Below are 23,866 nucleotides of genomic sequence, written 5' to 3'. Positions count from 1 at the left end.
GTCGGGTTTGGAAAACATAAATGAGCAAGCTGTTGATTTGGACAAAAAGCTAAATACTTATTTTGCTGGAAGAGTTGTCAGGAAAGACTTGACAAAGCTTATAAAAGAGGGTGCAAATGTACCTGTATATGTGCTCGAATATCTTTTGGGGATGTACTGTGCTACTGATGACGAGAAGAGCATAGAAGAGGGTGTTGAGCGGGTAAAGAAGATTCTGGCTGAAAATTTTGTAAGACCGGATGAAGCAGAAAAAGTGAAATCGAAGATTAAAGAGATGGGACATTATTCCATAATCGATAAAGTATCTGTGGCGTTGAATGAGAAAAAAGACCAGTACGAAGCTGAGTTTTCAAATCTTGGCTTAAAACGTGTGCCTATTTCAGCAAGCTATGTTAAGGAGTTTGACAAGCTGTTGGTAGGCGGTATATGGTGCATAATGAAAATGGATTACTATTTTGATGAAGAGGCAAAAGGACAAAGCCCCTTTAACATTAGCAGTCTAAAGCCGATACAGATGCCCAATATGGATATCAGTGAGATTTTTGAAGGGAGAAAGAATTTTTCAAAGGATGAATGGATAGATGTTTTAATAAGATCTACCGGTATGGAACCGACACAATTAGAGAACAGGGTTAAATGGCATCTTTTACTAAGGTTGGTGCCTTTAGTTGAGAATAATTATAATACTTGTGAATTAGGTCCAAGAGGAACAGGCAAATCGCATGTTTATAAAGAAATATCGCCAAACAGCATTCTTATTTCCGGAGGGCAGTCTACTGTTGCTAATCTTTTTTATAATATGTCCACAAGAAAAGTTGGTTTGGTTGGTATGTGGGATACCGTTGCATTTGACGAGGTTGCTGGTATCAACTTCAAAGACAAAGATGGTATTCAGATAATGAAGGATTTCATGGCTTCAGGTTCTTTTGCAAGGGGGAAAGAAGAAAAGAATGCTTCTGCCTCTATGGTTTTCGTTGGAAATATCAATCAGAGTCTGGATACTTTGATAAAAACATCACACCTTTTTGCACCATTCCCTGATGAGATGGCGAATGACAGTGCCTTCTTTGACCGAATGCACTATTATATTCCGGGTTGGGAAATTCCAAAAATGAGACCTGAATTTTTTACAGATCGTTACGGGTTTATTGTTGACTACATGGCGGAATTCTTTAGAGAAATGAGGAAAAGATCTTTTGCAGATTCTTTGGACAAGTTCTTTAAGCTTGGCAATAATTTAAATCAAAGGGATGTAATTGCTGTAAGAAAAACAGTTTCAGGTCTTGTAAAACTTCTCTATCCCAATGGAGAATATTCAAGTGAAGATATCGAAGAAATCCTTAAGTATGCACTAGAAGGCCGAAGAAGAGTTAAGGAGCAATTAAAGAAAATAGGAGGAATGGAATTTTATGATGTTCATTTTTCTTATATAAATAAGGAAACCTTAGCTGAAGAATATGTTTCGGTTCCAGAACAAGGTGGAGGTAAGCTCATCCCGGAAGGAATGGGGAAACCAGGCCATGTTTATACTGTTGGCCATGGAGATTCTGGAATGATTGGTGTCTATAAGCTTGAGAATCAAGTGGTCTCTGGTTCTGGCAAATTTGACAAATCAGGTGTAGGATCGCATAGGGGTGCTAAGGAAGCTCTTGACACTGCGTTTAGATATTTCACCGCAAACAGTAAAAGTATAAGTGCTTCGATAAGTACCAAGACAAAGGATTTTTTGATGCATATAAGTGACCTTCAGGGCATTGGATTAACGGAAGAGTTGGCTATTGCAGAATTGATTGGTTTGTGTTCTGGAGCCCTAGAAAGAGCAATACAGGAGAGCACAGTGGTGTTGGGAAATATGACAGTCGGAGGCACTATTTCGAAGGTTGAGGAGTTTGCAAATACATTGCAGGTGTGTGTGGATGCAGGTGCAAAGAAGGTACTGATTCCAGCAGCTTCGGTTGTTGATTTTCAGACTGTTCCTGCTGATCTATTGATTAAGGTTCAGCCAATTTTTTATTCTGATCCCATTGATGCTGTGTTTAAGGCTTTAGGGGCGATGTGAATAAATGGAGTTTACTAACAGATGCTTATTGCTTTGGGTTTCAAGTTGAATTCAGAAAGAGCAGTGCAGTTTCGAATTGATGAGGATAATTCATAAGGTGATAGTTATTGAATTAAGAGGTGGGTTAAATGAAAAACTGGGAATGCTGTGGGTCTGTAAGTGAAAACTTAAGGAAAACTAAGAATAACTATTTTGTATGTTCCGATGAGTGTGAGTTGAAGGTATTGCCGAAGTGTGAGTGCTGTAATAAAACAATGAAAGATTGGATAACTCATAATGGAGGAATGTACTGTTCTCAGCGTTGCATTGATACAGAGAAAAAATGTAGGGAGATTTTTAAAATCAAGGATGGTAAAACCTATAGCGATTCAGCTATAGGTGGAGCTAAAGGGGCAGAAAATGCGGCAGAAACTATGATTTTTAATGCACCTGGAGGTCATGGGTTTGCGGCGGAAAGAGCAAATGATCTTTATGATAAAGCAACAGGAAAAAAATCAAAAATAGTTGGGGACGATTATGCCAAAAATGGGCCTGATAGACTAGTAAATGGAGAATACATACAAACAAAATATTGTAAAACTGGCTCAAGTTGCATAGGAGATTGTTTTAAAGACGGAGAGTTTAGATATTATAATTCGGATGGGAACCCAATGAAAGTTGAAGTGCCGTCAGATTTATATAATGATGCAATTAGGTCAATGGAAAACCGAATTAAAAATGGTCAAGTAAAGGGCGTGACTGATCCTAAGGAAGCGAAAAATATCGTACAAAAAGGTAGATTTACATACGATCAAGCAAAGAATATTGCAAAGTTTGGGAAAATTGAATCTATAACATATGATGCAGTGAATGGTTCTATTATTGCTGCCAGTGCATTTGGAATTTCTGCAGCCATAATATTTGCTGCATGCTTATGGAATGGTGATGGTTTAAAAAAGGCAACTCAGAATGCCTGCTTAGAAGGTTTGAAAGTTGGAGGAATTACTTGGTTATCCACTATAGCAGCTTCACAACTTTCAAGAACAGGTTTGAACTCAGCCCTTAAGGGAACATCGGATGCTATTGTTAAAGTTATGGGGCCTAAAACATCTGCATTAATTACAAATGCAATGAGGGGGGCCGGGAGCAGAGCAATTTATGGTGTGGCTGCAAAAAATAGCTTATCTAAGATTTTAAGAGGAAATCTATTAACAGCATTTGTTACTTCAGCAATATTTATGGCCATAGATATCACTCAATGTGCCAGAGGCCGTCAGTCCAAAAAACAGGTAATTAAGAATTCAATTGTTACTGTTGCAGGAGTAGGAACCGGGACCGCGGGTTGGTTTGCAGGAGCTGCGGCAGGAGCTGTGGCTGGAAGTGTTGTGCCTGTAATAGGAAATGTAGCAGGTGGAATCATTGGTGGCGTAATTGGGGCTGTTAGTATTGGGACAGCAGGTTCAATGCTTTCAAAAAAGGGATTAGATTATATAATAGATGATGATGCAAAAGAAATGTCAGAAATATTGTGTAGAGTATTAAATGAGCTGTGTATTAATTTCCTTATTTCTGAGGATGAATTTAAAGAGATAGAGAAGAAACTAAAGGATATTAAGATGGCAAAAGAATTAGTAAATATGTATGCGTCTGATAATAGGGAATCGTATGCTACAAGCTTATTAAAACCAATAGTATGTGATGTTATTAGTAAGAGAAATAAAATTGCTTTGCCATCGGAAAAACAGATACTCACGGAAACAAAAGATTTCTTTGATAATTTACCAAGTAACATTGTATCAGATGGAGGGTTATAAAATTGAAAGAATTTTTCTTTAAAGCTAATAATAAAAACACGAAAGTAAAAATTGAGGGTGATAAAATTGTAATAGAAAGGGCTGGTATAGATTTTGCTGCCCAAAGAATAAAAGGTATATATGAGTTCAATTATTCTGATATTATTAAAATTAGATTTAAAGAGGCTGGATTGCTATCCTTTGGTTATTTACAACTAATAACTAAAGGTAATGAAAAAATTCAAGAAAAGAACTTGGGTGAAATATGCAGCGGTGATAGGAATTCTATCCTTTTTAAGAAATCTGAAAATAAAGATGCGTATGCGTTAAAAGAGATTATTGAGGAAAGGTTAATAAAATAATATAGGGAAGTACATCCAGCGGTTGTAAAAAAACAATATTTCCATATTTTTGTTGTCCGCACAGAATTCAGAGTGATTAATAATGTAACACTCTACATTGCTCATACGATGTGGACATACGACTTTACAGAGTATACAAAGAGTGAGCTGAGTTCTTGCAATGATTTTTTGGAGGTAGAAAAGCTTTGTAATAAGGAAGCAAGGTCTAGCAGTTGTATATAGTGTATGCCATAGCTTTTGTTCTTATATCATACTGTTTGGCAAACGTTATTTAATGACGGGGTTTTGCTGCTGTAACTGCAGTAGTAAACACTGCAATTATTTTAGCATACAATCTGGTGTTTTTTTGCTTCTCGGCAAAAGCTTATAAGAACTATTAGGAGATATTGGTTATATTGTTGTGGGAGTTATTGGTAATTGGATTGATTTGTAATATATATCACAAATTTATAACAATAGGTTAAATGATGTACCCAAATTATACTTATTGTAAATATTAAGTAATTGAACTGAATCAGGACATTGCGCTATTACTAAGTCAAGTTCTAAATGCTCCTGCGAATCAGTTGAATATTTTGTCAGTACAATATTTCTAAATCCATTCTTTTCAAAACAAGTAGATAAATTTCGATACTCCCCAAAATGTAATTTTTTATCTAACTCTATATAACCCTTTGATTTTAATGAATTAAATAACTCAATTGTTTTTGAACTTATATATTTAGATGCAATTTCTTTTACCAATAAAGAAAAACTTTTTAAATCTTGCTGGTTTGGTGCTTTTATAATAACCGTTTGATCTTCTTCAAAATATCCAATAGATTTTTTTACGACTTGTCTCGAGTTGCGAATGATTTCTCGAATTAGTAACATGTATTTACAATGATCAAATGTCTTTACAAGCCTACCTTTTTCAAAAATCAATTCAAATACATATTCATAACAGTGTGGTCGCCAAAATCCAAATGGGTTATATATCTCATCTACGACATTACGGCCAATAATTATTCCGCCTGAGTAATTAAGTGGTAAGTTCACTTTTTCAAACATCCAATTTGAACTATGTTCTTCAATATTTGTTGCACTGATACCTTGCAAAACTGGAGGATTTTCAGTCTCAAGACCAATATTTAATTGAAAAAGAATTAAATAGTCATTTTCTATTGAATATTTACAAAAATATCCCTTCAAACATGCAGTAGATAAAGGTGTGGGGGAAAAACCGTAGTCTCCTGGTTCAAATATCTCATCCTTCTCACACTTAATAATCGTGTATTGATCATTTAGGTATTCAATTTTATCTTCAATTTGCATTGTCATACCTATCACCTTCAAGTTCTAAGTTTTAAATTCTCAATGAAGTTTACTTATACCTATGGACGGTGGCGCCTTAATTATTTACATTTCAAATCAATTTCCACAAACATTTTTAGTAATTCTCTTGCAAATTTAGTTAAACCAGACCAATTATCTTGATCTTCTTCTCTCCATGTTATACAAAAGTTATTAAACATTTCACCTAAAAGTAATTTATAGTATGTCCCATCCAATATAGCAAACCCTTCTTTAATTTTAGGTTCAGGGTTAGGTTTCAACTCAATAAATTTAAGCTTATTTATAACTTTTTCAACATAACTATTACTTAAAATAATTTGCTTGTTTTGGATAGTTGGGACCAAACTTACTTTGTTATATCTTAACTTTAAATTGAAATTCGGCTCATTCATTTTCTTTTCATCCTGTTTTTTGTCCCAAAGAGTTTTAACTAAATAATACTTAGTGATATTATCATTTTCAAACTTAATAATTCCCCAGTTTATCGACGGCCAAATTGATGTATTCATTATTTGCATTATCATTGAACATGAATCTTGTGTATTTTTATATCCAGCTAGAATTAATTTATGTGCTTCATTCTCAAGATACCTCAAATAAAAATCTTCATCTTTTAAATAATTTAGTTCCATTCGCATCCTCACATTAATCCCAAAATAGCATAACAGTATTATTCAATATAGGTATCAAAATACTCTCTAATATTTTCCAGCCTTGTTATTTCAAAATTTTCGATAACCTGTTTAAGTTCCTTTAATTCATTAATACCAACCTTTTCAACAGAAATCAAATCTCCCTCAATACTTAAAAAACCAACAAATGAGAAAGAAAAATTTCCTAAAGCAACCGCATTAATCTGCCCTAAATAATTCCTTTCATTCCACAAATCTAGAAGATAACTTATTTTAGCTTCCAGGTAACAACTACCACCCTTATACTCAACTTTCTGTAATAATGGATATTCAATGTCTTTTATTTCAGCATAATCGTACTTTAAATCTAAACCATCATGTTGCTAATTCGTCAGTTACTTCAATTATCAAAATTACTTCTTAATTATATTTAAATTATTTTTGTATATTTCGACACCTTCTAGGTCATTGGTTTCTTCACATAGTTTTATCGCAAGATTTGTATAGTCAAGCGCTTTATCCTTGACTCCTATCTGATAATAATTTGTTCCCAATAATCCAAATATTCGCGGTTTCAAATCGTCCACTAAAGTACCTTTAAGCCCCTGTATTTGATCTAGCAATGATCCTAGGATAAGAATTGATTCTTCATATTTTTGTTCATCATACAGTTGCTGTGCTTTTACATAACTATTTTGATAATCTTCTACTATATTCTTATCACTTTTCCTCTGCATAAGCAAATCTAAAAGTCCACTAAACCCGACCTCTTCAAGAGTTTCACCTATATACACCATACTACTAACCCACCAATTAAGCTTTTCCTTATCATTTCTATATTCTTTGGGCACATTATTCCATGTTAAATACTCTTGTTCAATTTGCTTCAAGTTATCTTTACATAAGTTCGAAAAAGAAACCTTATCCATGCTTTGAGCAGCATTAATCAATTTTACTCTTAAATCATTGCAAGTTTTCTTCCCTTTAAAAAAATCGAAAATACTCATAATGTTCCCTTTCACTAAAATCAATTTAATATATCTCCAATTCCCATCTTTCGTAATCCGGATAGCCATAGGTGTGTTTTGCCTTTGAAGTTATTGCAAGCGGTTTCTCTTCTTCCAAACCGGACAGGAACCTTTCGATTCATCCGGCTTTTTAACAAACCAACCTATTTGCCATCCTCGGCTTTCGACTTCCTGCTACCTCACGATAAAATTCTGATCAACTCAAAACTTTTAAACATCTCCCACTTATCAGGTGATGTTAGCGATTTTAACTCTGGGCAGCAAGGGGGATTTCATTGTTCTGTCTTTTCACCACAAAATCCTACAGACTCCCCATATATAATGTTTTCTTCCTCAATCTGTGCTACTAATAATTTAATTTTATCAGTTTTTATATCATCTATCATACCAACCACCGTATATTATTTTTTCTCCAAAGCTAACCCTTATAGCCATAGGTCCGCTTTTCAGCTTACAACAAATCTTTAATACATATCAATTGTTCCAAACATATACTTTAAAACTGCATTGAATCAAATAAGTTCCTAGCTGTTTCACATATCTCTTATCATAGATGATACAAAGATAATTATTAACAATAAACTGAACAGCATTGTTGATATGGATAGCGCTTTGTTTCTATCTCTTTGAAATAGGTCAACAAGTGATAATGTAAAAATTGTAAATATAAATATGATAATCAAATACCCCAATACAATTGGAATGTGCCCCAAAAATGTTGAAATAATATATATCAGCAAAACAGCAATAACTAGAATAAATGCTATTATACTCAGTTTTGAAACTTTTGTATTTTTCATTTTTCTAGTTTTATTATCTTCAGACATTATCAACCCACCTTCAATAACACATTTAATCTTCCTAAAATTTCCGTAGAGCTACAGCTAATTTAGAATTTAAGCATAATTCCAGCTTTCCTTAATTGAGTAATCTCCCCATGGATCTTCACCATTAAATGAACCCACATATAACACTGTATTGTCTCTAATTATCCATTCCATCCCATGTTCCTCTTCCCAATCACAGTTTAATTCTAAATGAATAACCGGCTCATTACCATTCTCTGGCATTGGTACGATTAAGACACTAGGGTAAATTAATTCAAGTACATCACTTGTATTTTTGAATTTTTTAGGTTCTTCGCCAATCATATTAAGGACATCATTACAGTATCTAATTGAAGCTTCACATAAGAAATTAATCACATCACCAGTAATAGAATTCAAATAAGTAGCACACTTTTCTATATACTCAATAGTTACATCTTCGTCATCTGTCGAAAAACTAATATCCTTTTTAAAAAGCTCAAAATATAATTCTCCCTCTAATCCAAATCTTCCAACCCTTACATTTTTCAGCATTAAAAACTCCTCCGTTAAAATATATTATAATAAAATCCTTTCACTAATATGATCCTTTTACTGGTTATCCATTTGAAATTTTTCTTAAATTTGAAAATTTATATATAACAAGTCTATCATAATTTCCAGCAAAACTGAATAAAAGAGACAAGTGAATTCTTCTTCCAATGAAAATTCATAGCAGAATGAAAAAAGATGTAATAAAAAGCCTCAAAGAATTGGTTACAGCATCAACATTGCATAACTTAACTGGCAAGTCAAGAACAATCTATGGATGGGCAACATAAAAATCAGGCTGTTCCTAAAACAGAACACCCTGTATAGATTATTTTTATTTAGAAGAGAATTTGATATCGCTTTTATTGCGGCTAAGTTCTCTGGAGGTAACTCGTTTGAAACCCTATATGCAATATTGGCCCAATTGCTGTCTTTTTCATACATTTCATTAGCTCTTCTGACAATGTTGCCATTTTATTTCATTCCTGAGCATATCAACAAACTTCCCTAATTCAGTTGACATTATAGTAAATATAGGGATAATCTTGGTCTCTGATTTTGTAACTACACCCCATAATACCTTTGAATTGCTTCTGTCAGGTATTTTGAACTACCTTTACCATATTGTGTATCATGAATATCTGCAAATTTTTCATTCTGAAATTCTTTTACAAAATCAAGAAGAAATGCTCTGGGATTATCCAACTTAAGCATATTTTTAAAACTGTTGGCAAGTCTCTCAACTAAGAGATGCTCTGCTTCTACATCTTGAGAATTCATAAGCGTTGTAAATCCTATATAAATCTCATGAAAATCATTTTTTATTTGTTCTGTATTATGTTCAGGCTTACTTGCATTTAAAAAGTTTTCTTTACTTCTATACCACCTTAATATATCTGAAGCAACTTTCTCATCTGTTAATGATTTCAGTAGAAGTTCTTCATATTTTTCTATATCACCGCCGCCATGTTCATTAATAAAAGATTGAAATTGTTCTTCCGATAAATCACTTCTCATGATTTCAATCATTTTTTTAATATCTTGTTCATTAAATGCTTCAAAACTCATTGTATTCACTCCTTCTAACACATCTTTTATCAATTGAATTATTCCATTTAAGCGATTTCGCTTTTGCTCTAACAAAGCTATCTGGGAAAGTAAGGCCTGTTTTTTGTCATAATTGGGATTGTCCATAATTTTTTTTATATCATGCAGTGATATTTCCAATTCTTTATAAAACATGATTTCCTGCAATTTTTCCAGAGCTTTGTTGTCATATAAACGATAGCCGGTATCGCTTAATTTTGAGGGCTTTAATAGTCCAATTTCATCATAATAACGCAATGCACGAATGCTGATTCCAGTTATTTTTGATACTTCATTTACTGTTTTCATGTTCTCCTCCTTCATACCTAATTATAAAGGGTAACGCAACGAGAGAGTCAATACATTTTTCATAATAATATATTATAGTTGGTTAACTTTTTGGAGAAACTGGGTGGTTAGAAATTGAATATGTGTTTAATAGTACTCACAATACAAAAGAATAATGACCATACTAGGAAAAGCAGAGCTAAGATTTATTCATATACAATTCAGATAAAATAACAGATTGAAGATATTCAAATGCGCAAAACTACCCTTGAACGTTGAAAAATGATATAATAATAGATAGGTGATAACAATAAAAAATATAGATTTAGATTCTTTATTAAGGATACATACATTTCCATTAGCGCGTGACCCAGTAAGACAGTATAATCCATCGTTATAATAATGTTCAATATTTGTCCAGACTAAGCTTTTGGATTGATATGGAATTCAAATATTAAACGAGAAAATACGAGCAATTAAAAGTTATTATAAGGAGAAGAGTTAAGTATGTACAAATTAAAAACCAGGAAGCAAATTGTTCTCATACTGGTATTTATGTTAATTGTTAATTTGTTTACAGGTAACAATATACTGTTTGCGGATGATTCGGCAGTTGTTTATGAAGTGGAAAATGGAAGACTGACAGGTACAAATATATTATCTTCCAGGGCTGGTTTCTCAGGAACAGGATATGTCAGCGGTTTTGACAATGATGGAGACTCAGTTGCCATAAATCTGACTATTGGATCAACCGGATTGTATTATCTGTCAATTGGCTATGCATCGGAATTTGGCGACAAGACCAATGACATCTATGTAAACGGCAATAAACAGGCAAGTGTGGAGTTTAAACAGTCAGCAGTATTTACTGAGATTTCAGTAGGGAAAATAATGCTAAACTCCGGTTCCAATGAAATAAAAATAGTAAAAAGCTGGGGATGGTTTGACGTTGATTACTTTAAAGTGGAGAAGGCGCCTGAAGATCCACCGTTATCAGTATCCGATTCCTTGGTAAATCCTAATGCAACAATGGAAGCAAGAAATTTGATGTCTTTTCTTGCTCGTAACTACGGAAAAAGTATAATTGCAGGGCTGCAGGATGTAGATAAAACGCAATGGTTGAGTGAAAATACCGGTAGAGAGCCTGCATTGGGAGGCTTTGATTTCATGGATTATTCGCCTTCAAGAGTGGAATTCGGAACAAAATCCTCTGAAACAGATAAAGCGATAGAATGGTGGAACTCGGGTGGAATTGTAACTTTCTGCTGGCATTGGAATGCTCCCACTGATCTTATAAACCAAACAGGAAAAGAGTGGTGGAGAGGTTTCTACACCGATTCAACCAATTTTGACTTATCTGCAGCAATTTCTAATCCTGATTCAGAAAATTATAAACTTTTAATTAGGGATATTGACGCCATAGCTGTACAGCTAAAAAAGCTCCAGGATGCAGGGGTTCCTGTACTCTGGAGACCTTTACATGAGGCTCAGGGAGGATGGTTCTGGTGGGGAGCTAAAGGACCTGATGTCTGCAAGAAATTATATTTATTAATGTATGACCGCTTGACAAACTATAATAAACTGAACAATTTGATTTGGGTATGGACTTCATCGGATAATCAGGATGCCTTAAAATGGTATCCAGGTGACCAGTATGTAGATATAATAGGTGCTGATATTTATTTAAATGGTGGAGATTACAGTGCAAGTTCGGCTACATTCAGGAATTTGGTGTCATTGTATCAGGGAAAGAAACTTGTTACAATGTCTGAAAATGGAACATTGCCAGATCCTGACAAGTTGATTGCAGAAAAGGCAGGATGGTCCTGGTTTTGCACATGGGTAGATTATATAACCAACAGTACACAAAACGATATGGGCCAAGTTCAAAAGGTTTATAACAGTACATATGTAAAAACAAAGGATGAATTAGACCTATCTGTAAAACCAACGGAAATTCCAAGTGCTACACCTCCTACCCAAACAATAGGAAAAGGCGATTTAAATGGAGATGGTGAATTTAATGCAATTGATTTTGCCTTCCTTAGAAAGTACTTGCTGGGGTATTCTACTTTAACGGATGAACAGCTTAAAGCGGCTGATGTTGATGATAATGGAAAAACCAATTCAATTGATTTTGCTATTATGAAACAAGTTTTACTTGGAATCAAGTCAGGTTTTTAATGCATTAGATTTTAATACCTAAGTTTTAATACATTAGTTATAAAGTACAGTTATTGTACCAATTAAAAGCAGCCAGCTAAATTGATTTTTTGATTTAGCTGGCTGTAAGTTTTTGGCGTTTATATTACAATGGAGAATAAGGCAGCTTTGAAATACGCAGTATCCCTTTTACAAGCCTTTCCATTTTCAGAAAAGTCTAAAATACACTAGCAAGTATGTCGAAATAGTTTATAATATGAAAAGAATTGTTGAACCTAATGGCTACTTAACACCGGAAGAGTGCTATAAAATTTGATATATAAGCTTGGCTACAGATTACACAAAATGTTGAAATCTGAATGATGGTGAGGGGTCTTATGATAAAGATAGCTATTTGTGACGATATGAAAGAGCAGTTAGAAAATCTTTGCAGTTTGACTAGAGAATACTGTACTGAAGTGAAGCTTGAAGCTGAAATTAAGGTCTTTTCACATCCCAATGACCTTTTGAACGCATGTGAAAATGAATTGTTTCATATTTACATACTTGATATTGTCATGCCTATGATTAATGGAATTTTTCTTGGTAAGGAAATCCGTCTGTCAGACAAGGAGGCTCAGATAATTTATACCACAACAGAGCCACAGTTTGCCATTGATTCATTTGCAGCAAATCCAATAAATTACCTATTAAAACCTATCGAAAAACAAAAATTATATGACACATTATCTCTTGCTGTATCCAAGGTTAAAAATTACATAGACAAGAGCCTTTGTATCAGAACTTCAGATTTCTACAGAAATATTGCTTTTTCAGACATTGTTTTCTGCGAATACAATAAGCATATAGTTATATATACTCTTCAAAACGGAGAAACCGTAAAAACTATCTCAAACCGAATCCCATTTTCAGAGCACATTATACCACTGATTAAAGACAAGCGTTTCTTGCAGCCCCACACATCCTTTGTGATAAACATGTACAAGGTTAAACGTATGACTCAGGATGCATTTGAAATGCAAGGGGGATATTTAATTCCAATAGCTCAAAAGCGTAAAAGTCAAGCAAGAGATACTTATTTAGAATACATACTAGGAAAAGGTGGTAACATTATATGACTTATGCCGTTTTTTGGGACATTCTCCGTGGGTTGGTAACTGATGTTATGTATATGACATTGCTTACTAATATGGGGCAATTGAAGTACAACAAAAAGAAAACAGCAATTTTTATAATTATGGTTGTATGCATAGATGTAGCGTTTAATATATGTTTTTATTCAAAAAGAGACTATACAAACTTGGCAAAGTTTGAATTAGTAATAATTATAATGGCATGTATTATAAGCATACCTATTTTCAAGGTTAGATTTATGAGCTGGCTTTTTAATTTTATTACTGTAACAAATGCATATATCATTATAGTGGTGTTAAGCTATACAATATCCAGATATATGCCATATCCTCCATTTTCTCATACATTGCTAAGATTTTTGCTTTTCTTTATTCTTATTATATTATACAGGCGTTATGCTCATTTTATTAATCAAAAGATACAGGAGCAATGGAGGATATTCTTTCTTACGTCGGCAGTTATTTTAGCCAATTTTTCATATTATATATTTCTTAAAGGCAATATTGAAGCAATGATGATAGAAAATATTGTGCCGTTGATGCTTCTTATTGCACTTGCTATAATTACTTATATTGGAGTTTTTATCACATTGAAGACTATGTCTAGTGAATATGAGTTGAAGGAAAAGAACCTTCTGATAAAGGCTAATGAAGAATTGATGATATCGCAGATGAATTATATGCAGAACATGCTGAAAATAATAGATGAAAGCAGTAAGAAGAGCCGTATTGAAAATCATGATCGAAGACATTTTGACAATACAATCATGGAACTTCTCCAAAGCGAAATGACTGAAAAAGCTATTGAACTGCTTAAAGAAAAAAGCAAATATGCTTCTCCGGTGCAAAAGAAATTTTGCAGCAATACAACAGTAAATGCAGCAATCACATATTATGCGTCTGTTGCTGAAAAGAAAAGCATTTCGTTTAATACAAGGTTGGATATTCCTGAGAAGCTGTCGGTAAATGAGTTGGAGCTTTCCATAGTTACTTCGAATTTATTGGAAAATGCTATTGAGGCCTGTGAAAAGATTTCTGATTTTAAAAAAAGATATATAAATTTCACATTTGTTTCTCAACCACAAATAGTATTTGAAATTGAAAATCCATACGTGGGAAATGTGCTTATGGATAATAACGGATATCCGGTTTCTGAAAGTGAAGGACATGGCTTGGGCACTAAAAGCGTCATGATTTTTGTGGATAATTATGATGGACAACTGGTTTATAACATGGAAAATGGAATTTTTCGGGTTAGAGTTATTTTATAGATGAAAAACTTTAAAACTAAATTTAAAGGATGTTTTTCATCTATATTAGATAACGTTTAAGTGCCATGTTGAGTTAACTTTAGTGTTCGTTATCTATATATTCATAGGATTTAAAATTAAACTTTTTAAGTGATAAAAAGGGTCTTTTAAGTGAAAAGTGACCCTTTTTTTGTTTTTTTTAATATTATGTAATTATGCGACAATAAAATCTAAGTTATATTTCTTATATACATTTTATAGTGGTCTAAGAAAACTCGAAAAAGTTTTGCAATAAGATAATAAACCTGACGTAATAAAATAACAATAAACGGATGGTCGGTTATCTATAAAAAGCGAACATTCACTCCTGAATTCAAAACAAAAATTGCATTAGAAGTGCTCAAGGGCGAAAAGAAATTAAATGTAATTGCTCAGAAAATATGAAGAATTGGCAAATGCATACACGTCTATAACTTTGTAAAGCTCCATTCCAGCCTGGAATTAAACACACTTTTTTCTGAGATGATATTTAACTCATTCATTGTATAGAACATCCATATGTAAAAGTATATTCCTATTGTAACCCATATAAAAGGTATACTGCTAAGGGTTTTCTTGTTTTCATTGTGTTTGCCTCCTTCCCAATATTTTGACTCAGCGTTGACGAAACAGTTTGGTACAATTTCTATATCAAATTGCCCTCATGATTTATTACTGTTTGATACACGGGGGTTATAGCTTAACAAGGCGTACCTACGTACGGTAGGTACTCAAAATCCAACAATGTCATATAATACAAATACTTAAAACTTAACCATTCTCCTTTTTTAAGAATGCTAAATCAAAAAATGATACACCTAAAGCCAAACCTAAAGGGGTAACCAAAGCTTTCCCAAAATCTATCTGGGATTGTTTTAAAAAATATTGAAAAACAAAATTTATGCCGCTACATAAAACAAACAAAGAAAAAAATTTAAGTAACCTTTTCCTTATTTCAACCCATTTTAATTTTTTAACTCCTACAATGGTATTTATAATAAGATAGAAAAAAAGAGAAAAAGAAAAATTACATACCCAATTATGACACTTATATCAAATGGATACTCAAGTTGCTTATAAACTGTAAACAACATAACTGTAGTCCAAACTATAAAAAGTATATACATGATGTAAGTAAAGTTCATTGATAATCGCTTTCTCATTTCTTTCCTCCTAAGTTCTAGGCCATTTACTGAATTAACATAAAATTAATAAAGCCTACAAAAAACTGCCAAAAAATCGCCCCATGGATGGGGTGTCCGTACAAGAAATTTCAACTAACGTCTCAGGTATCCCGCTTAGCCAGAGCTACAACAGGGATGTTGTGTTTAGTATAATAAAAGTACATAGTTTTGCAGCATAAAAATACATAGCATAATTGCAAATATAATTTTTTAAAAAGGCACTTGTCAGCATCCCATAGATCCCATATCGTTGTTTATGACCAGTAAATAACGAGGGGGTAATGAAAGGATGTTGAAAATGCCACAACAACAGTATATCAAATATTTACGAGAAATAGAAGGGTTAACCATTAATGAAATTGCTGATATACTAAAAATTGATTGGAGAACAGCAAAAAGTATGCGGACAAGGATGACTGGAATCTAAAAGTTAGCCCAAGGTACAGAAAAAGCCTGGTAATGGAGCCGTATAAAGAAATCGTTGATACCTGGCTTATTGAGGACAGCCATGTACCTAGAAAGCAAAGGCACACAGCCTCACAGGTATATGCTTGTCAGGTAACATTCGTTTAATGGAAGTTTACGGACCGTCTGTGAGTATGTAAGAAGGAAAAGACGGGATATGGAACTTGAAAGAGCCAAATCATTTGAGAGGCTTGAATGGAATGGTAATGTCCTATTAACAAAATGTTTAGATTGTGATATTATTTTGGTGAATGTTGAATATGTTGCACTTTAACTAAAAGAGAAGCAAGTATTATTCTAAAGGCATTCGAACAATGCCTTTTTAATTTAGGTGCAGGTTTAGGATGAAAAGGATTACTCCTTTGTTGCGTTTTTTTTGTATTACTATAGGAATTTTACTATTCCAGCAACCTATCAATAATACATCTGCTTATGATGTGACAGAACAAAAAACACCTTCAGCACAATACAGTTCTTTAGTAGACTCAGCATACAAAGAAAAAGAGGTTGATAGTATTATAGTCTTTGAAGATAAAGATTTGGAAACAGCTGTACGTAATGTAATAAATAAACCTGAGGGTAATATTCTCAAAAGTGATGTGTGTAATATTAAAAGTTTGGTGCTAAATGGTAAAGAAATAGAAGATATAACACCACTTAGTAATTTCACTGAATTGACTGACTTAGATTTAAGTGTTAATCATATAAGCGACCTAACACCACTGGGTGATCTGACTAATTTGACAAGTCTAAAATTGTGTGTTAATGAAATAAGCGATTTAACACCACTTAGGAATCTTACTAACTTAAATAAGCTATGGTTGCATTGGAATTCAATAAGCGACCTAACACCACTTAGTAAACTTATCAACTTGACTGAATTGGATTTAGCTGTTAATGAAATAAGCAACTTAACGCCACTTAGTGACCTTACTAACTTGACAACGCTATATTTATCTTATAATCATCAAATTAAAGACCTGACACCACTTAGTAATCTTACCAACTTGAAGGATTTAGAGTTAGCTGATAATCGAATAAATGATATAGCCCCACTTAGTAATCTCCGAAGTTTGGATTATTTATATATAGATGATAACCCATTATACAATTCATCAACTCCTAATGCTATACACAAATCAGAACTGGATTTTGCAGTAAGTGGAATGAAATATGAAGTGTGGATTATAGAAGTTGCACTAGGTGATGTTAATGATGATGGTAAGGTAAATTCAATTGATTTTGGGTATATGAGAAAGTATTTACTTGGACTAATTTCTGAGTTCCCCGCAGGTGAAAAGGGGTTAGAAGCGGCAGATGTTGATAGAAGTACCAGTATCAATTCAATCGACTTTGGACATATAAGGAGTTACTTGCTAGGTAAAGGGACATTACCACCATCATGATGAAATCATTTTTATAGCAGGCGATTAAGCCTATATCTTTGGCTATGGCAGTTGATTATTCCCTTGATAGTAAAGGATATTACAGGGTTAATTAATAAGAGAATCTTTAGATTCCGTTGAATCTGAAATCATTGATGAACCAAGCTCTTTTAACGTAGGCGATGTTCTTATTGTTACAGCATCTACTAGATAGAAACACTTGATTTATATGAATTAATGGTTAATATAGTATATGAAAGATGGTGGTCAATATGGATAACACAAATAACCAAGAGATAGTGTCAGATATAAAGAAAAAAGAAACTCATTTTTGGGGATTCTGGAATAAATTTTTTAGAGGAGAAGAAACCGAAGAGAGTCTAGCTGATAGGGTGACACAACCATTTTGGCAGAGTACACAGATATCAAAAAAGAGGCTGGATCAAAAAGGCCTTTTATTGGATGTAAACATTTATGAAGATGGAATGCTAAGGATGGTTGATACTGGTGTTGTTGATGCTCAAACAGATGGTAGTAATATTGTTCAAAGCAATAGTAGAGATGTAATAGCAGAACGAAAGATATATCGTGGTGAGAAATTAATTTATAAGCAAAAGAATAAAGAAATATCTCATGTACACTTGCTGAAATCAAAAGTAATTGGAGATTCGGCTGAATGTCCAAATTGTGGTCATCTTGGGAAGATAGCTGCCTTTATTGATGGATGCGATTACTGTGGTGCAAAATATGTAGTAAATGATTTTGAAACTAAAGTATCTGGATTTTCACTGGAGGAAAACACCTATAAGAAGTCAAGAAGTACCTTTTTTAAAGGACTCCTTGCATTAGGTATAATAACAGTTCTGATTGTAGCTTTAGGGATATTTTCATTTATCGTACTGATTTCACTGCTCCAAGCCGGAAATAATGGGAAAGAGGCTATTGCATCACTTCTTCCTGGACTGTTTGCAATAACATATGTCCCGGCACTGTTAAAAAGCCTTATGCTCATGTTATTTCTATTTGCAATTTTGGGTGTTTTTTTATATTTATTTTATCAGAAAAATATTTTGGGAGAAGAAAAAGTAAAGGCTGTAATTCCGAATTTTTCTGCGTATGATTTTTATCAGAACCTGGAATATAAGCTTCGAAGTATTCATATGGCAGATGATGCTCATAAGGTATCTTCCTTTGCAACATTTGATCTTGGAAACTTAGTGGCAAATTATAAGAATGTAGTTGACTGTAGTATGACAAGGCTGGTTTTTCAAAGTGCTGGAAAAAATGGAAGTCAATATGAAATAGAGGCAGTAGTAACTTTACGACTGTTTTGGTATGATGGCAAAAGGATAAAAAATTGTTATGAAAAGGTGAAATGCAGACTGTCGGGAACAGATGCAATTTTGAAAAATAACTATTTTGCCATACAGGAATATAAATGTCCGGACTGTGGCGGAAATATCAACATTCTGGACGGGGGTAACTGTGAATATTGTAAAACCAAATTGGATTATAGCAAAATCGGATGGATGCTTTCAGATTATCAGATAATAAAGAAGAATAGTAATATATATAGAAATATCAAAGTTGTAATGATTCTTCTTTATATAGCCGTGTTGGTATTCCAGTTTGGGGCAGCAACAAAGAAGGATGGTACTTTTAATCAGTTATTTCAGTTCAATCAACACACAGATGAGATTATGGACATTGTGTTTCATATGGTTCCACTTCCGGAACAAATGGAGCCTTCTTTGAAGCAGATTTCATATACAGATCAATATAGGAAACGACTGTATTTATATGATGCATCCTGGGAAAACTGCACAGATTATCGTGACTATCTGTTACAGCATGGTTGCAAGCTTGTATCCGAAGAGGAAGAGAGCAGCATTATTCTAAATAAGATAATAACGGCAGAAGATTTGGAACAACAGGCTTTAAAAGAAACAAAATCCGATGCCTTGACAGATCTGATTCGAACCTACGTAGAAGAGGATGGAGTAATGCAGATAGAGATTCGATTTGCAGAAGGAGAGACGCAGATAATATTTTCGGTAGATGAATTATAACCAAGAGTGTCCCAAACAGGAGGTTACGGTATGCACAAAAAATTATATTCTGCATTCTATAAAAATGCGGAAATAAAACTTCATTACTACGAAATAAAAAATGACCTGCAACCCATTGTAATGATTCATGCACAGGGCGTTGACAGCACAAGCTATGCCAATGTATTTAAGGCATTGTCAAAGAAATACCATGTCTACGCTGTGGATTGTTACGGACACGGAAAGAGCCTACACGATGCTGAAAAATATAACATTAAGGACATCTCGGAAGCGATATCCCAATTTATTCGAGAAGTGGTAAAGGATAAGGTCGTTTTGGTGGGTCACTCATCAGGAGGGCTAATTGCGGCCTATATTGCGGCCACTACAGAGTTGTGTTCGAAACTGTATTTGGAAGATCCTCCGTTTTTTGCTTCTCAAGGAGAACGAAGATTCCAGACTTTCAACTATGTGGATTTGTCCACAATCTGTCATCGATTCAACAACCAACTTGATGAAAAAGATTTTGTGCTATATTACTTTTCCAATCAGTATGCCTGGAATTTCTTCCCCGAAAAGTCTAGAGAAAAAATAAAAGAGAAGCTGACTGCTGCCGCAAAACGTTATCGCGAAAAGCACCCAGATAAAAATTTGAAAGTTCCGTTTTGGCCCAAAGCAGCACTTAGCGGTTTCTGTGGGATGAATGATTACGATCCGTTATTTGGAGAAGCTTTTTATTGTGACAGTTTCCATTCCGATATTCCTCATAAGGAGATTCTAAGAAATATTCAATGCGAAACTGTTTTTATGAAAGCCAAAACCAATAAAAACGATGACGGTCTACTTTTGGCGGCTCTTGATGAAGAAGATTTGGAACAAGTCTTACAATTGAACCCTAATTGTAGCAGTGTACGTTTTGACTGCGGACATGGTATTCATATCGAAAAAGAAAAGGAATTTCTTCGAGTTTTGATACTTCAGAAAAGTTTGCAGAGGAAGTAACCAGTACCATTTTTGAAAAAATTCGTGATTAATCATTTCAAAAAGAATATAATAATATGTAAGAAGTTTGAAAAGTAGACTAAAGAAATGGGGGTTGCTTATGGAGAATAAACGTCCGAAAATTAAAATTTCGTTGACTATGCTAGACATTTATCTGGAGGTTATGGCGGTAATTGGTGTTATTATTTATGTTGCAATATTAATTTATGGTTGGGTCAAACTACCTGATATAATTCCAAAACATTTTAACGTTTCAGGGCAGATAGACAGTTATGGCAGTAAAAGTACGCTGTTTATTTTATTGCCAGTTATTATATTCTTATACACACTATTAACTGTTATGTCAAGGTTTCCGCATATTTATAGTTATCCAGTTGAAATAACACAAGATAATGCAGAAATTCAATACACAAAAGCAGCTCGGTTGATGAGAATTTTAAAGCTGGTAATAGTGGTCATTTTTACTTATATTCAGTATGCCATTATGAATTCAGCGCTGCATCAGAAATCAGAGCTTGGAATTCTTTTTCTTCCAATTACTTTGATTTTGGTATTTGTTCCTTTGGGATATTTTATATACCAATCAGTTAAGAACAAATAGGAAATGTAGCAAATAACAGTGGTGAGAGTAAGTGGATGACGTTATTTTAGCACTCCCAACAAAGCAACCTTAACAAATGGCAAATCAATTAGAAGAAGAATTTTTCAAGAACAATGAAAAACTAATAATTAAGTTTCAATACAATGTAAAGTCCTTGATTTCAGGGGCTTTTGTTGTTGTTACGCACACTTACTTTTTCATTGGCAATAAAATATTAAAGCATGTCCCTTTGCCTTCCACGAAATCAAACCATAAATCTCCTCCATATTGTTTGATTGTAGAAAATGATAAATAAAGGCCCAAACCTGTACCTTCAGTACCTTTAGTTGTAACCATTTCTTTAAACAGCTTATCTTGAATATCCTTACTGATACCTCCAGCAAAATCTATTACAGATATCATAACAGTATCCTCTGTTTTTCTGATTTCGAGATTAATAATGCCTTTTTGACCTTTATATGCTTCTACTGAATTAATAATTAAATTGTTCAGAACTTGTATTAAAGCATTCATATCGCCGGATATAACCAAATCATCTTCGATATAATTGTTAACTTTTAACTCACAGCCTTTACTTTTGACCACATTAATCAATAATATTTTGATGTTCATAAGAAATTGTTTATATTTGAAATCACTTTCCTTGAAGTTGTTCAGGTTCAAGGTTTGGCCACTAACTGCAGATATTATATCATTCATGTATTTGCATTGAGGTTTTACTTTTTGTATCCATTCATTCATTTCAGCAGCAATTTCGTTATGGTCATCTTTTGTAACTGTTTCATTAAAAATAGAATCCTGATATTCTTTTACAAGGTCTTCCAACTTTATTGCTACTCCGGACAAAACCATTATTGGTGTCTTTAAATTATGTGAAATACCTCCGATCATTTGCCCTAAGCCTGCGAGTTTATTGGAATGAATTAACTTATCCTGAGTCAGTTTGAGTTCTTTCATGTTTGCTTCAAGTTTATCATGCAGCATTTTTAATTCCTTATTTTGCTCTTCATAGTTCACAATTAATTTTACACCGAAGGAAAGTATAATTCCATTAATAAACAAGAAACCTATAAAAGCAATAAATTGATCAAAACTTAATGCTGAAAAAAAGGCATCTGGAGACACTATATACATTAATATATTTAGGAGTACTGCTATAGATGTAACAAATAATAGATATATATAATCAGCACATATCATGGCAGAAACTAAAATTGTAAATGATACAAATGTATTATCTATAGAACCGTTCTGAAAATATGTTGTAACAGGTAAAGACAGATATGCAAATATAGCGTATAAATACTTTTTTTTATAAGACGGTATAAGTTTTGAGTAATATACAAATATTGTGATGCTTATATCAAGTAGCATCAAAGCAGAGCTAACCATTTTGCCTTTTGGCCCGATTTCTGCAAACAGCGTTATTATCAATGAAAATACAAACGAACCAATAACTAACAAAAACAAGTAATAGTTACCTTTCTTTTGTACTGAATCGAGAAATTGTTTGGAATTAATATTTTTCATATGCAACTAACCCCTATTATATAGATTTTTAGCTATTTACAACCCATGCTATATATATCATCCAGATAATATTAATAAATTATGTGTTTGCTAATATAAAAAGAGTAGAATTTTTGCTTACCATAGCAGATGAACAGAAATTGAAAAAATAGAACGGCGTTGAAATAAAGGCATACGTTCATCTTGTTACCTTGACGAAATAATTATTTATTGTTTTACAATAAAAAATTATTGTGGTTTGTTTATGTATGTGATATGATATGCTTAATAGAAGTCAAGTTAGGGAGGAGTTTTTATATGTCGTCAAGAACCTTGGGAAGCCTGATGCGCATTTCAGTAATGGCCACCGCTATATGCGGTTTGTTCCTCTGCATCTATGTCATACCATCTTGGGGCGGGAGTATTATCAATGCAAATCCTGAATTTAGTGGATGGTTTTGGCCGTGGTTAATATTTGCATGGTTGGTCTCACTGCCGTGTTTTGCCGTACTCGTTTTTGTATGGAAAGTGTCGGGTGCAGTAACGCAAGAAACTGTGTTTACCGTCTTAACAGCGAAATGGGTCAAGATGGGGTCGGTATTGCTTTTGTCCGACGCAGCATTTCTGTTCATCGGCAATGTTGTGTTACATTTGCTTGATATGAATCATCCCGGCATCCTTCTCTTGTCCATTATTGGGGATATTTTTGCTGTCGCTCTCGCCCTCTTAGCAGCTGTTCTTTCTCGCTATCTAACGAAAGCAGCCGTCCTGCAAGAGGAAAGCGAGGGAACTCTATGATAATAATAAACGTGGACGTTATGCTGGCGAAGCGCAAAATGAGTGTCACTGAACTTGCTGAGCGCGTCGGTTTTACAATGGCAAACGTGTCAATGATAAAGACAGGCAAAGTTAAGGCACTCAAAATGTCTACGCTCGAGAAATTGTGTGAGGCTCTCGATTGCCAACCTGGGGATATTTTGGAGTACAGGAAAGAGGTAAAATAAAACGGTTAGGGGTTACTTAGTGAAGACTGGAGTAAGTATAACAGCAAGACGGTAGTGGCGTTTCAACCGAAGAATATGACCTCGGCCGAGCTATTTGGTGGCTACTTACACTTCCGGCGAAATTTCTTTTCACTCGGTTCGTTTATGAAAAGGATGAGAGTCT

Annotated in this window: 21 protein-coding genes; 13 read left to right on the top strand and 8 right to left on the bottom strand. The window is 33.8% G+C overall.

Annotated elements, in window-relative coordinates; genetic code table 11:
* Positions 1 to 7 precede the first annotated feature (7 nt).
* The 3 genes from brxL (at position 8) to ACECE_RS0212890 (ending at position 4,193) form a co-directional block, all read left to right on the top strand.
* Positions 8 to 2,059 carry a protease Lon-related BREX system protein BrxL gene (gene brxL, locus ACECE_RS0212900; protein ID WP_010247727.1) on the top strand — a complete coding sequence of 684 codons (2,052 nt, stop codon included), beginning with the start codon at positions 8 to 10 and terminating at the stop codon, positions 2,057 to 2,059.
* A gap of 128 nt (positions 2,060 to 2,187) precedes the next feature.
* Positions 2,188 to 3,852: a hypothetical protein gene (locus ACECE_RS0212895; protein ID WP_010247726.1), complete on the top strand. Its 1,665-nt coding sequence runs from the start codon at positions 2,188 to 2,190 to the stop codon at positions 3,850 to 3,852.
* Positions 3,853 to 3,854: 2 nt separating this feature from the next.
* A complete protein-coding gene (locus ACECE_RS0212890) occupies positions 3,855 to 4,193 on the top strand; it encodes a hypothetical protein (protein WP_010247724.1) in 339 nt (112 codons plus the stop codon).
* Positions 4,194 to 4,640: 447 nt separating this feature from the next.
* On the opposite strand, the gene ACECE_RS0212885 is transcribed toward ACECE_RS0212890, so the two are convergent.
* From ACECE_RS0212885 to ACECE_RS0212850, 7 genes are all read right to left on the bottom strand, one after another.
* Entirely contained in the window at positions 4,641 to 5,513 is an 873-nt protein-coding gene (locus ACECE_RS0212885) for a hypothetical protein (protein WP_010247722.1), read from the bottom strand.
* Between the two features lie 74 nt (positions 5,514 to 5,587).
* A complete protein-coding gene (locus ACECE_RS0212880) occupies positions 5,588 to 6,160 on the bottom strand; it encodes a hypothetical protein (RefSeq protein ID WP_010247720.1) in 573 nt (190 codons plus the stop codon).
* A gap of 38 nt (positions 6,161 to 6,198) precedes the next feature.
* Positions 6,199 to 6,414: a hypothetical protein gene (locus ACECE_RS0212875; RefSeq protein WP_010247718.1), complete on the bottom strand. Its 216-nt coding sequence runs from the start codon at positions 6,412 to 6,414 to the stop codon at positions 6,199 to 6,201.
* A gap of 159 nt (positions 6,415 to 6,573) precedes the next feature.
* The gene (locus ACECE_RS0212870; protein ID WP_162862544.1) at positions 6,574 to 7,167 is read right to left on the bottom strand and encodes a hypothetical protein; all 594 of its coding nucleotides are present in this window, start codon (positions 7,165 to 7,167) and stop codon (positions 6,574 to 6,576) included.
* 554 nt (positions 7,168 to 7,721) lie between these two features.
* Positions 7,722 to 8,015, bottom strand: a complete 294-nt coding sequence (locus ACECE_RS0212860; RefSeq protein WP_010247713.1) for a hypothetical protein — start codon at positions 8,013 to 8,015, stop codon at positions 7,722 to 7,724.
* Positions 8,016 to 8,084: 69 nt separating this feature from the next.
* Complete coding sequence (locus ACECE_RS0212855; RefSeq protein ID WP_010247710.1) at positions 8,085 to 8,549, bottom strand: DUF6985 domain-containing protein; 465 nt, start codon at positions 8,547 to 8,549, stop codon at positions 8,085 to 8,087.
* Between the two features lie 561 nt (positions 8,550 to 9,110).
* Positions 9,111 to 9,941, bottom strand: a complete 831-nt coding sequence (locus ACECE_RS0212850; RefSeq protein ID WP_010247707.1) for a MerR family transcriptional regulator — start codon at positions 9,939 to 9,941, stop codon at positions 9,111 to 9,113.
* A 486-nt stretch (positions 9,942 to 10,427) separates the two neighbouring features.
* On the opposite strand from ACECE_RS0212850, the gene ACECE_RS0212845 reads away from it, so the two are divergent.
* The 8 genes from ACECE_RS0212845 to ACECE_RS0212800 all read left to right on the top strand — a co-directional run bounded on the left by ACECE_RS0212845 (position 10,428) and on the right by ACECE_RS0212800 (position 21,190).
* The gene (locus ACECE_RS0212845) at positions 10,428 to 12,104 is read left to right on the top strand and encodes a glycosyl hydrolase (protein WP_010247705.1); all 1,677 of its coding nucleotides are present in this window, start codon (positions 10,428 to 10,430) and stop codon (positions 12,102 to 12,104) included.
* Between the two features lie 356 nt (positions 12,105 to 12,460).
* A complete protein-coding gene (locus ACECE_RS0212840; protein ID WP_010247701.1) occupies positions 12,461 to 13,201 on the top strand; it encodes a LytR/AlgR family response regulator transcription factor in 741 nt (246 codons plus the stop codon).
* Entirely contained in the window at positions 13,198 to 14,487 is a 1,290-nt protein-coding gene (locus tag ACECE_RS0212835; RefSeq protein ID WP_010247698.1) for a sensor histidine kinase, read from the top strand. Before ACECE_RS0212840 ends, ACECE_RS0212835 begins: the two co-directional genes overlap by 4 nt.
* 1,583 nt (positions 14,488 to 16,070) lie before the next feature.
* The gene (locus ACECE_RS32625) at positions 16,071 to 16,262 is read left to right on the top strand and encodes a hypothetical protein (protein ID WP_162862543.1); all 192 of its coding nucleotides are present in this window, start codon (positions 16,071 to 16,073) and stop codon (positions 16,260 to 16,262) included.
* A 236-nt stretch (positions 16,263 to 16,498) separates the two neighbouring features.
* A complete protein-coding gene (locus ACECE_RS29415) occupies positions 16,499 to 17,560 on the top strand; it encodes a leucine-rich repeat domain-containing protein (RefSeq protein WP_010247690.1) in 1,062 nt (353 codons plus the stop codon).
* 251 nt (positions 17,561 to 17,811) lie between these two features.
* Complete coding sequence (locus ACECE_RS0212810) at positions 17,812 to 19,608, top strand: hypothetical protein (RefSeq protein WP_010247688.1); 1,797 nt, start codon at positions 17,812 to 17,814, stop codon at positions 19,606 to 19,608.
* 30 nt (positions 19,609 to 19,638) lie between these two features.
* Positions 19,639 to 20,589, top strand: a complete 951-nt coding sequence (locus tag ACECE_RS0212805; RefSeq protein ID WP_010247686.1) for an alpha/beta hydrolase — start codon at positions 19,639 to 19,641, stop codon at positions 20,587 to 20,589.
* Positions 20,590 to 20,689: 100 nt separating this feature from the next.
* A complete protein-coding gene (locus ACECE_RS0212800; RefSeq protein ID WP_010247684.1) occupies positions 20,690 to 21,190 on the top strand; it encodes a DUF1648 domain-containing protein in 501 nt (166 codons plus the stop codon).
* Between the two features lie 189 nt (positions 21,191 to 21,379).
* Here ACECE_RS0212800 and ACECE_RS29410 read toward each other — a convergent pair whose 3' ends face one another.
* A complete protein-coding gene (locus tag ACECE_RS29410) occupies positions 21,380 to 22,720 on the bottom strand; it encodes a sensor histidine kinase (protein ID WP_010247682.1) in 1,341 nt (446 codons plus the stop codon).
* Positions 22,721 to 23,017: 297 nt separating this feature from the next.
* Between ACECE_RS29410 and ACECE_RS0212790 the strand changes: the two genes are divergently transcribed.
* On the top strand, positions 23,018 to 23,497 hold the full coding sequence (locus tag ACECE_RS0212790; RefSeq protein ID WP_010247680.1) for a DUF2975 domain-containing protein: 480 nt from the start codon (positions 23,018 to 23,020) through the stop codon (positions 23,495 to 23,497).
* The gene (locus tag ACECE_RS0212785; protein WP_010247678.1) at positions 23,494 to 23,703 is read left to right on the top strand and encodes a helix-turn-helix domain-containing protein; all 210 of its coding nucleotides are present in this window, start codon (positions 23,494 to 23,496) and stop codon (positions 23,701 to 23,703) included. The genes ACECE_RS0212790 and ACECE_RS0212785 overlap by 4 nt, the downstream gene beginning before the upstream one ends.
* Positions 23,704 to 23,866: the final 163 nt, after the last annotated feature.

The sequence above is a fragment of the Acetivibrio cellulolyticus CD2 genome, from assembly GCF_000179595.2.
Lineage (GTDB): Bacteria > Bacillota > Clostridia > Acetivibrionales > Acetivibrionaceae > Acetivibrio > Acetivibrio cellulolyticus.
Note: the sequence above shows the minus strand (reverse complement) of the source record. Positions and strands in the feature narration are given on the sequence as shown.

Excerpts from the sequence above, each read along its gene's own strand:
- ACECE_RS0212855 (WP_010247710.1), bottom strand. The coding sequence starts at position 8,549 with ATGCTGAAAAATGTAAGGGTTGGAAGATTTGGATTAGAGGGAGAATTA.
- ACECE_RS0212790 (WP_010247680.1), top strand. The coding sequence starts at position 23,018 with ATGTCGTCAAGAACCTTGGGAAGCCTGATGCGCATTTCAGTAATGGCC.
- ACECE_RS0212850 (WP_010247707.1), bottom strand. The coding sequence starts at position 9,941 with ATGAAAACAGTAAATGAAGTATCAAAAATAACTGGAATCAGCATTCGT.
- ACECE_RS0212880 (WP_010247720.1), bottom strand. The coding sequence starts at position 6,160 with ATGGAACTAAATTATTTAAAAGATGAAGATTTTTATTTGAGGTATCTT.
- ACECE_RS29415 (WP_010247690.1), top strand. The coding sequence starts at position 16,499 with ATGAAAAGGATTACTCCTTTGTTGCGTTTTTTTTGTATTACTATAGGA.
- ACECE_RS0212805 (WP_010247686.1), top strand. The coding sequence starts at position 19,639 with ATGCACAAAAAATTATATTCTGCATTCTATAAAAATGCGGAAATAAAA.
- ACECE_RS0212845 (WP_010247705.1), top strand. The coding sequence starts at position 10,428 with ATGTACAAATTAAAAACCAGGAAGCAAATTGTTCTCATACTGGTATTT.
- ACECE_RS0212840 (WP_010247701.1), top strand. The coding sequence starts at position 12,461 with ATGATAAAGATAGCTATTTGTGACGATATGAAAGAGCAGTTAGAAAAT.
- ACECE_RS0212810 (WP_010247688.1), top strand. The coding sequence starts at position 17,812 with ATGGATAACACAAATAACCAAGAGATAGTGTCAGATATAAAGAAAAAA.
- ACECE_RS0212800 (WP_010247684.1), top strand. The coding sequence starts at position 20,690 with ATGGAGAATAAACGTCCGAAAATTAAAATTTCGTTGACTATGCTAGAC.
- ACECE_RS0212785 (WP_010247678.1), top strand. The coding sequence starts at position 23,494 with ATGATAATAATAAACGTGGACGTTATGCTGGCGAAGCGCAAAATGAGT.
- ACECE_RS0212870 (WP_162862544.1), bottom strand. The coding sequence starts at position 7,167 with ATGAGTATTTTCGATTTTTTTAAAGGGAAGAAAACTTGCAATGATTTA.
- ACECE_RS0212895 (WP_010247726.1), top strand. The coding sequence starts at position 2,188 with ATGAAAAACTGGGAATGCTGTGGGTCTGTAAGTGAAAACTTAAGGAAA.
- ACECE_RS0212860 (WP_010247713.1), bottom strand. The coding sequence starts at position 8,015 with ATGTCTGAAGATAATAAAACTAGAAAAATGAAAAATACAAAAGTTTCA.
- ACECE_RS0212885 (WP_010247722.1), bottom strand. The coding sequence starts at position 5,513 with ATGACAATGCAAATTGAAGATAAAATTGAATACCTAAATGATCAATAC.
- ACECE_RS0212835 (WP_010247698.1), top strand. The coding sequence starts at position 13,198 with ATGACTTATGCCGTTTTTTGGGACATTCTCCGTGGGTTGGTAACTGAT.
- ACECE_RS29410 (WP_010247682.1), bottom strand. The coding sequence starts at position 22,720 with ATGAAAAATATTAATTCCAAACAATTTCTCGATTCAGTACAAAAGAAA.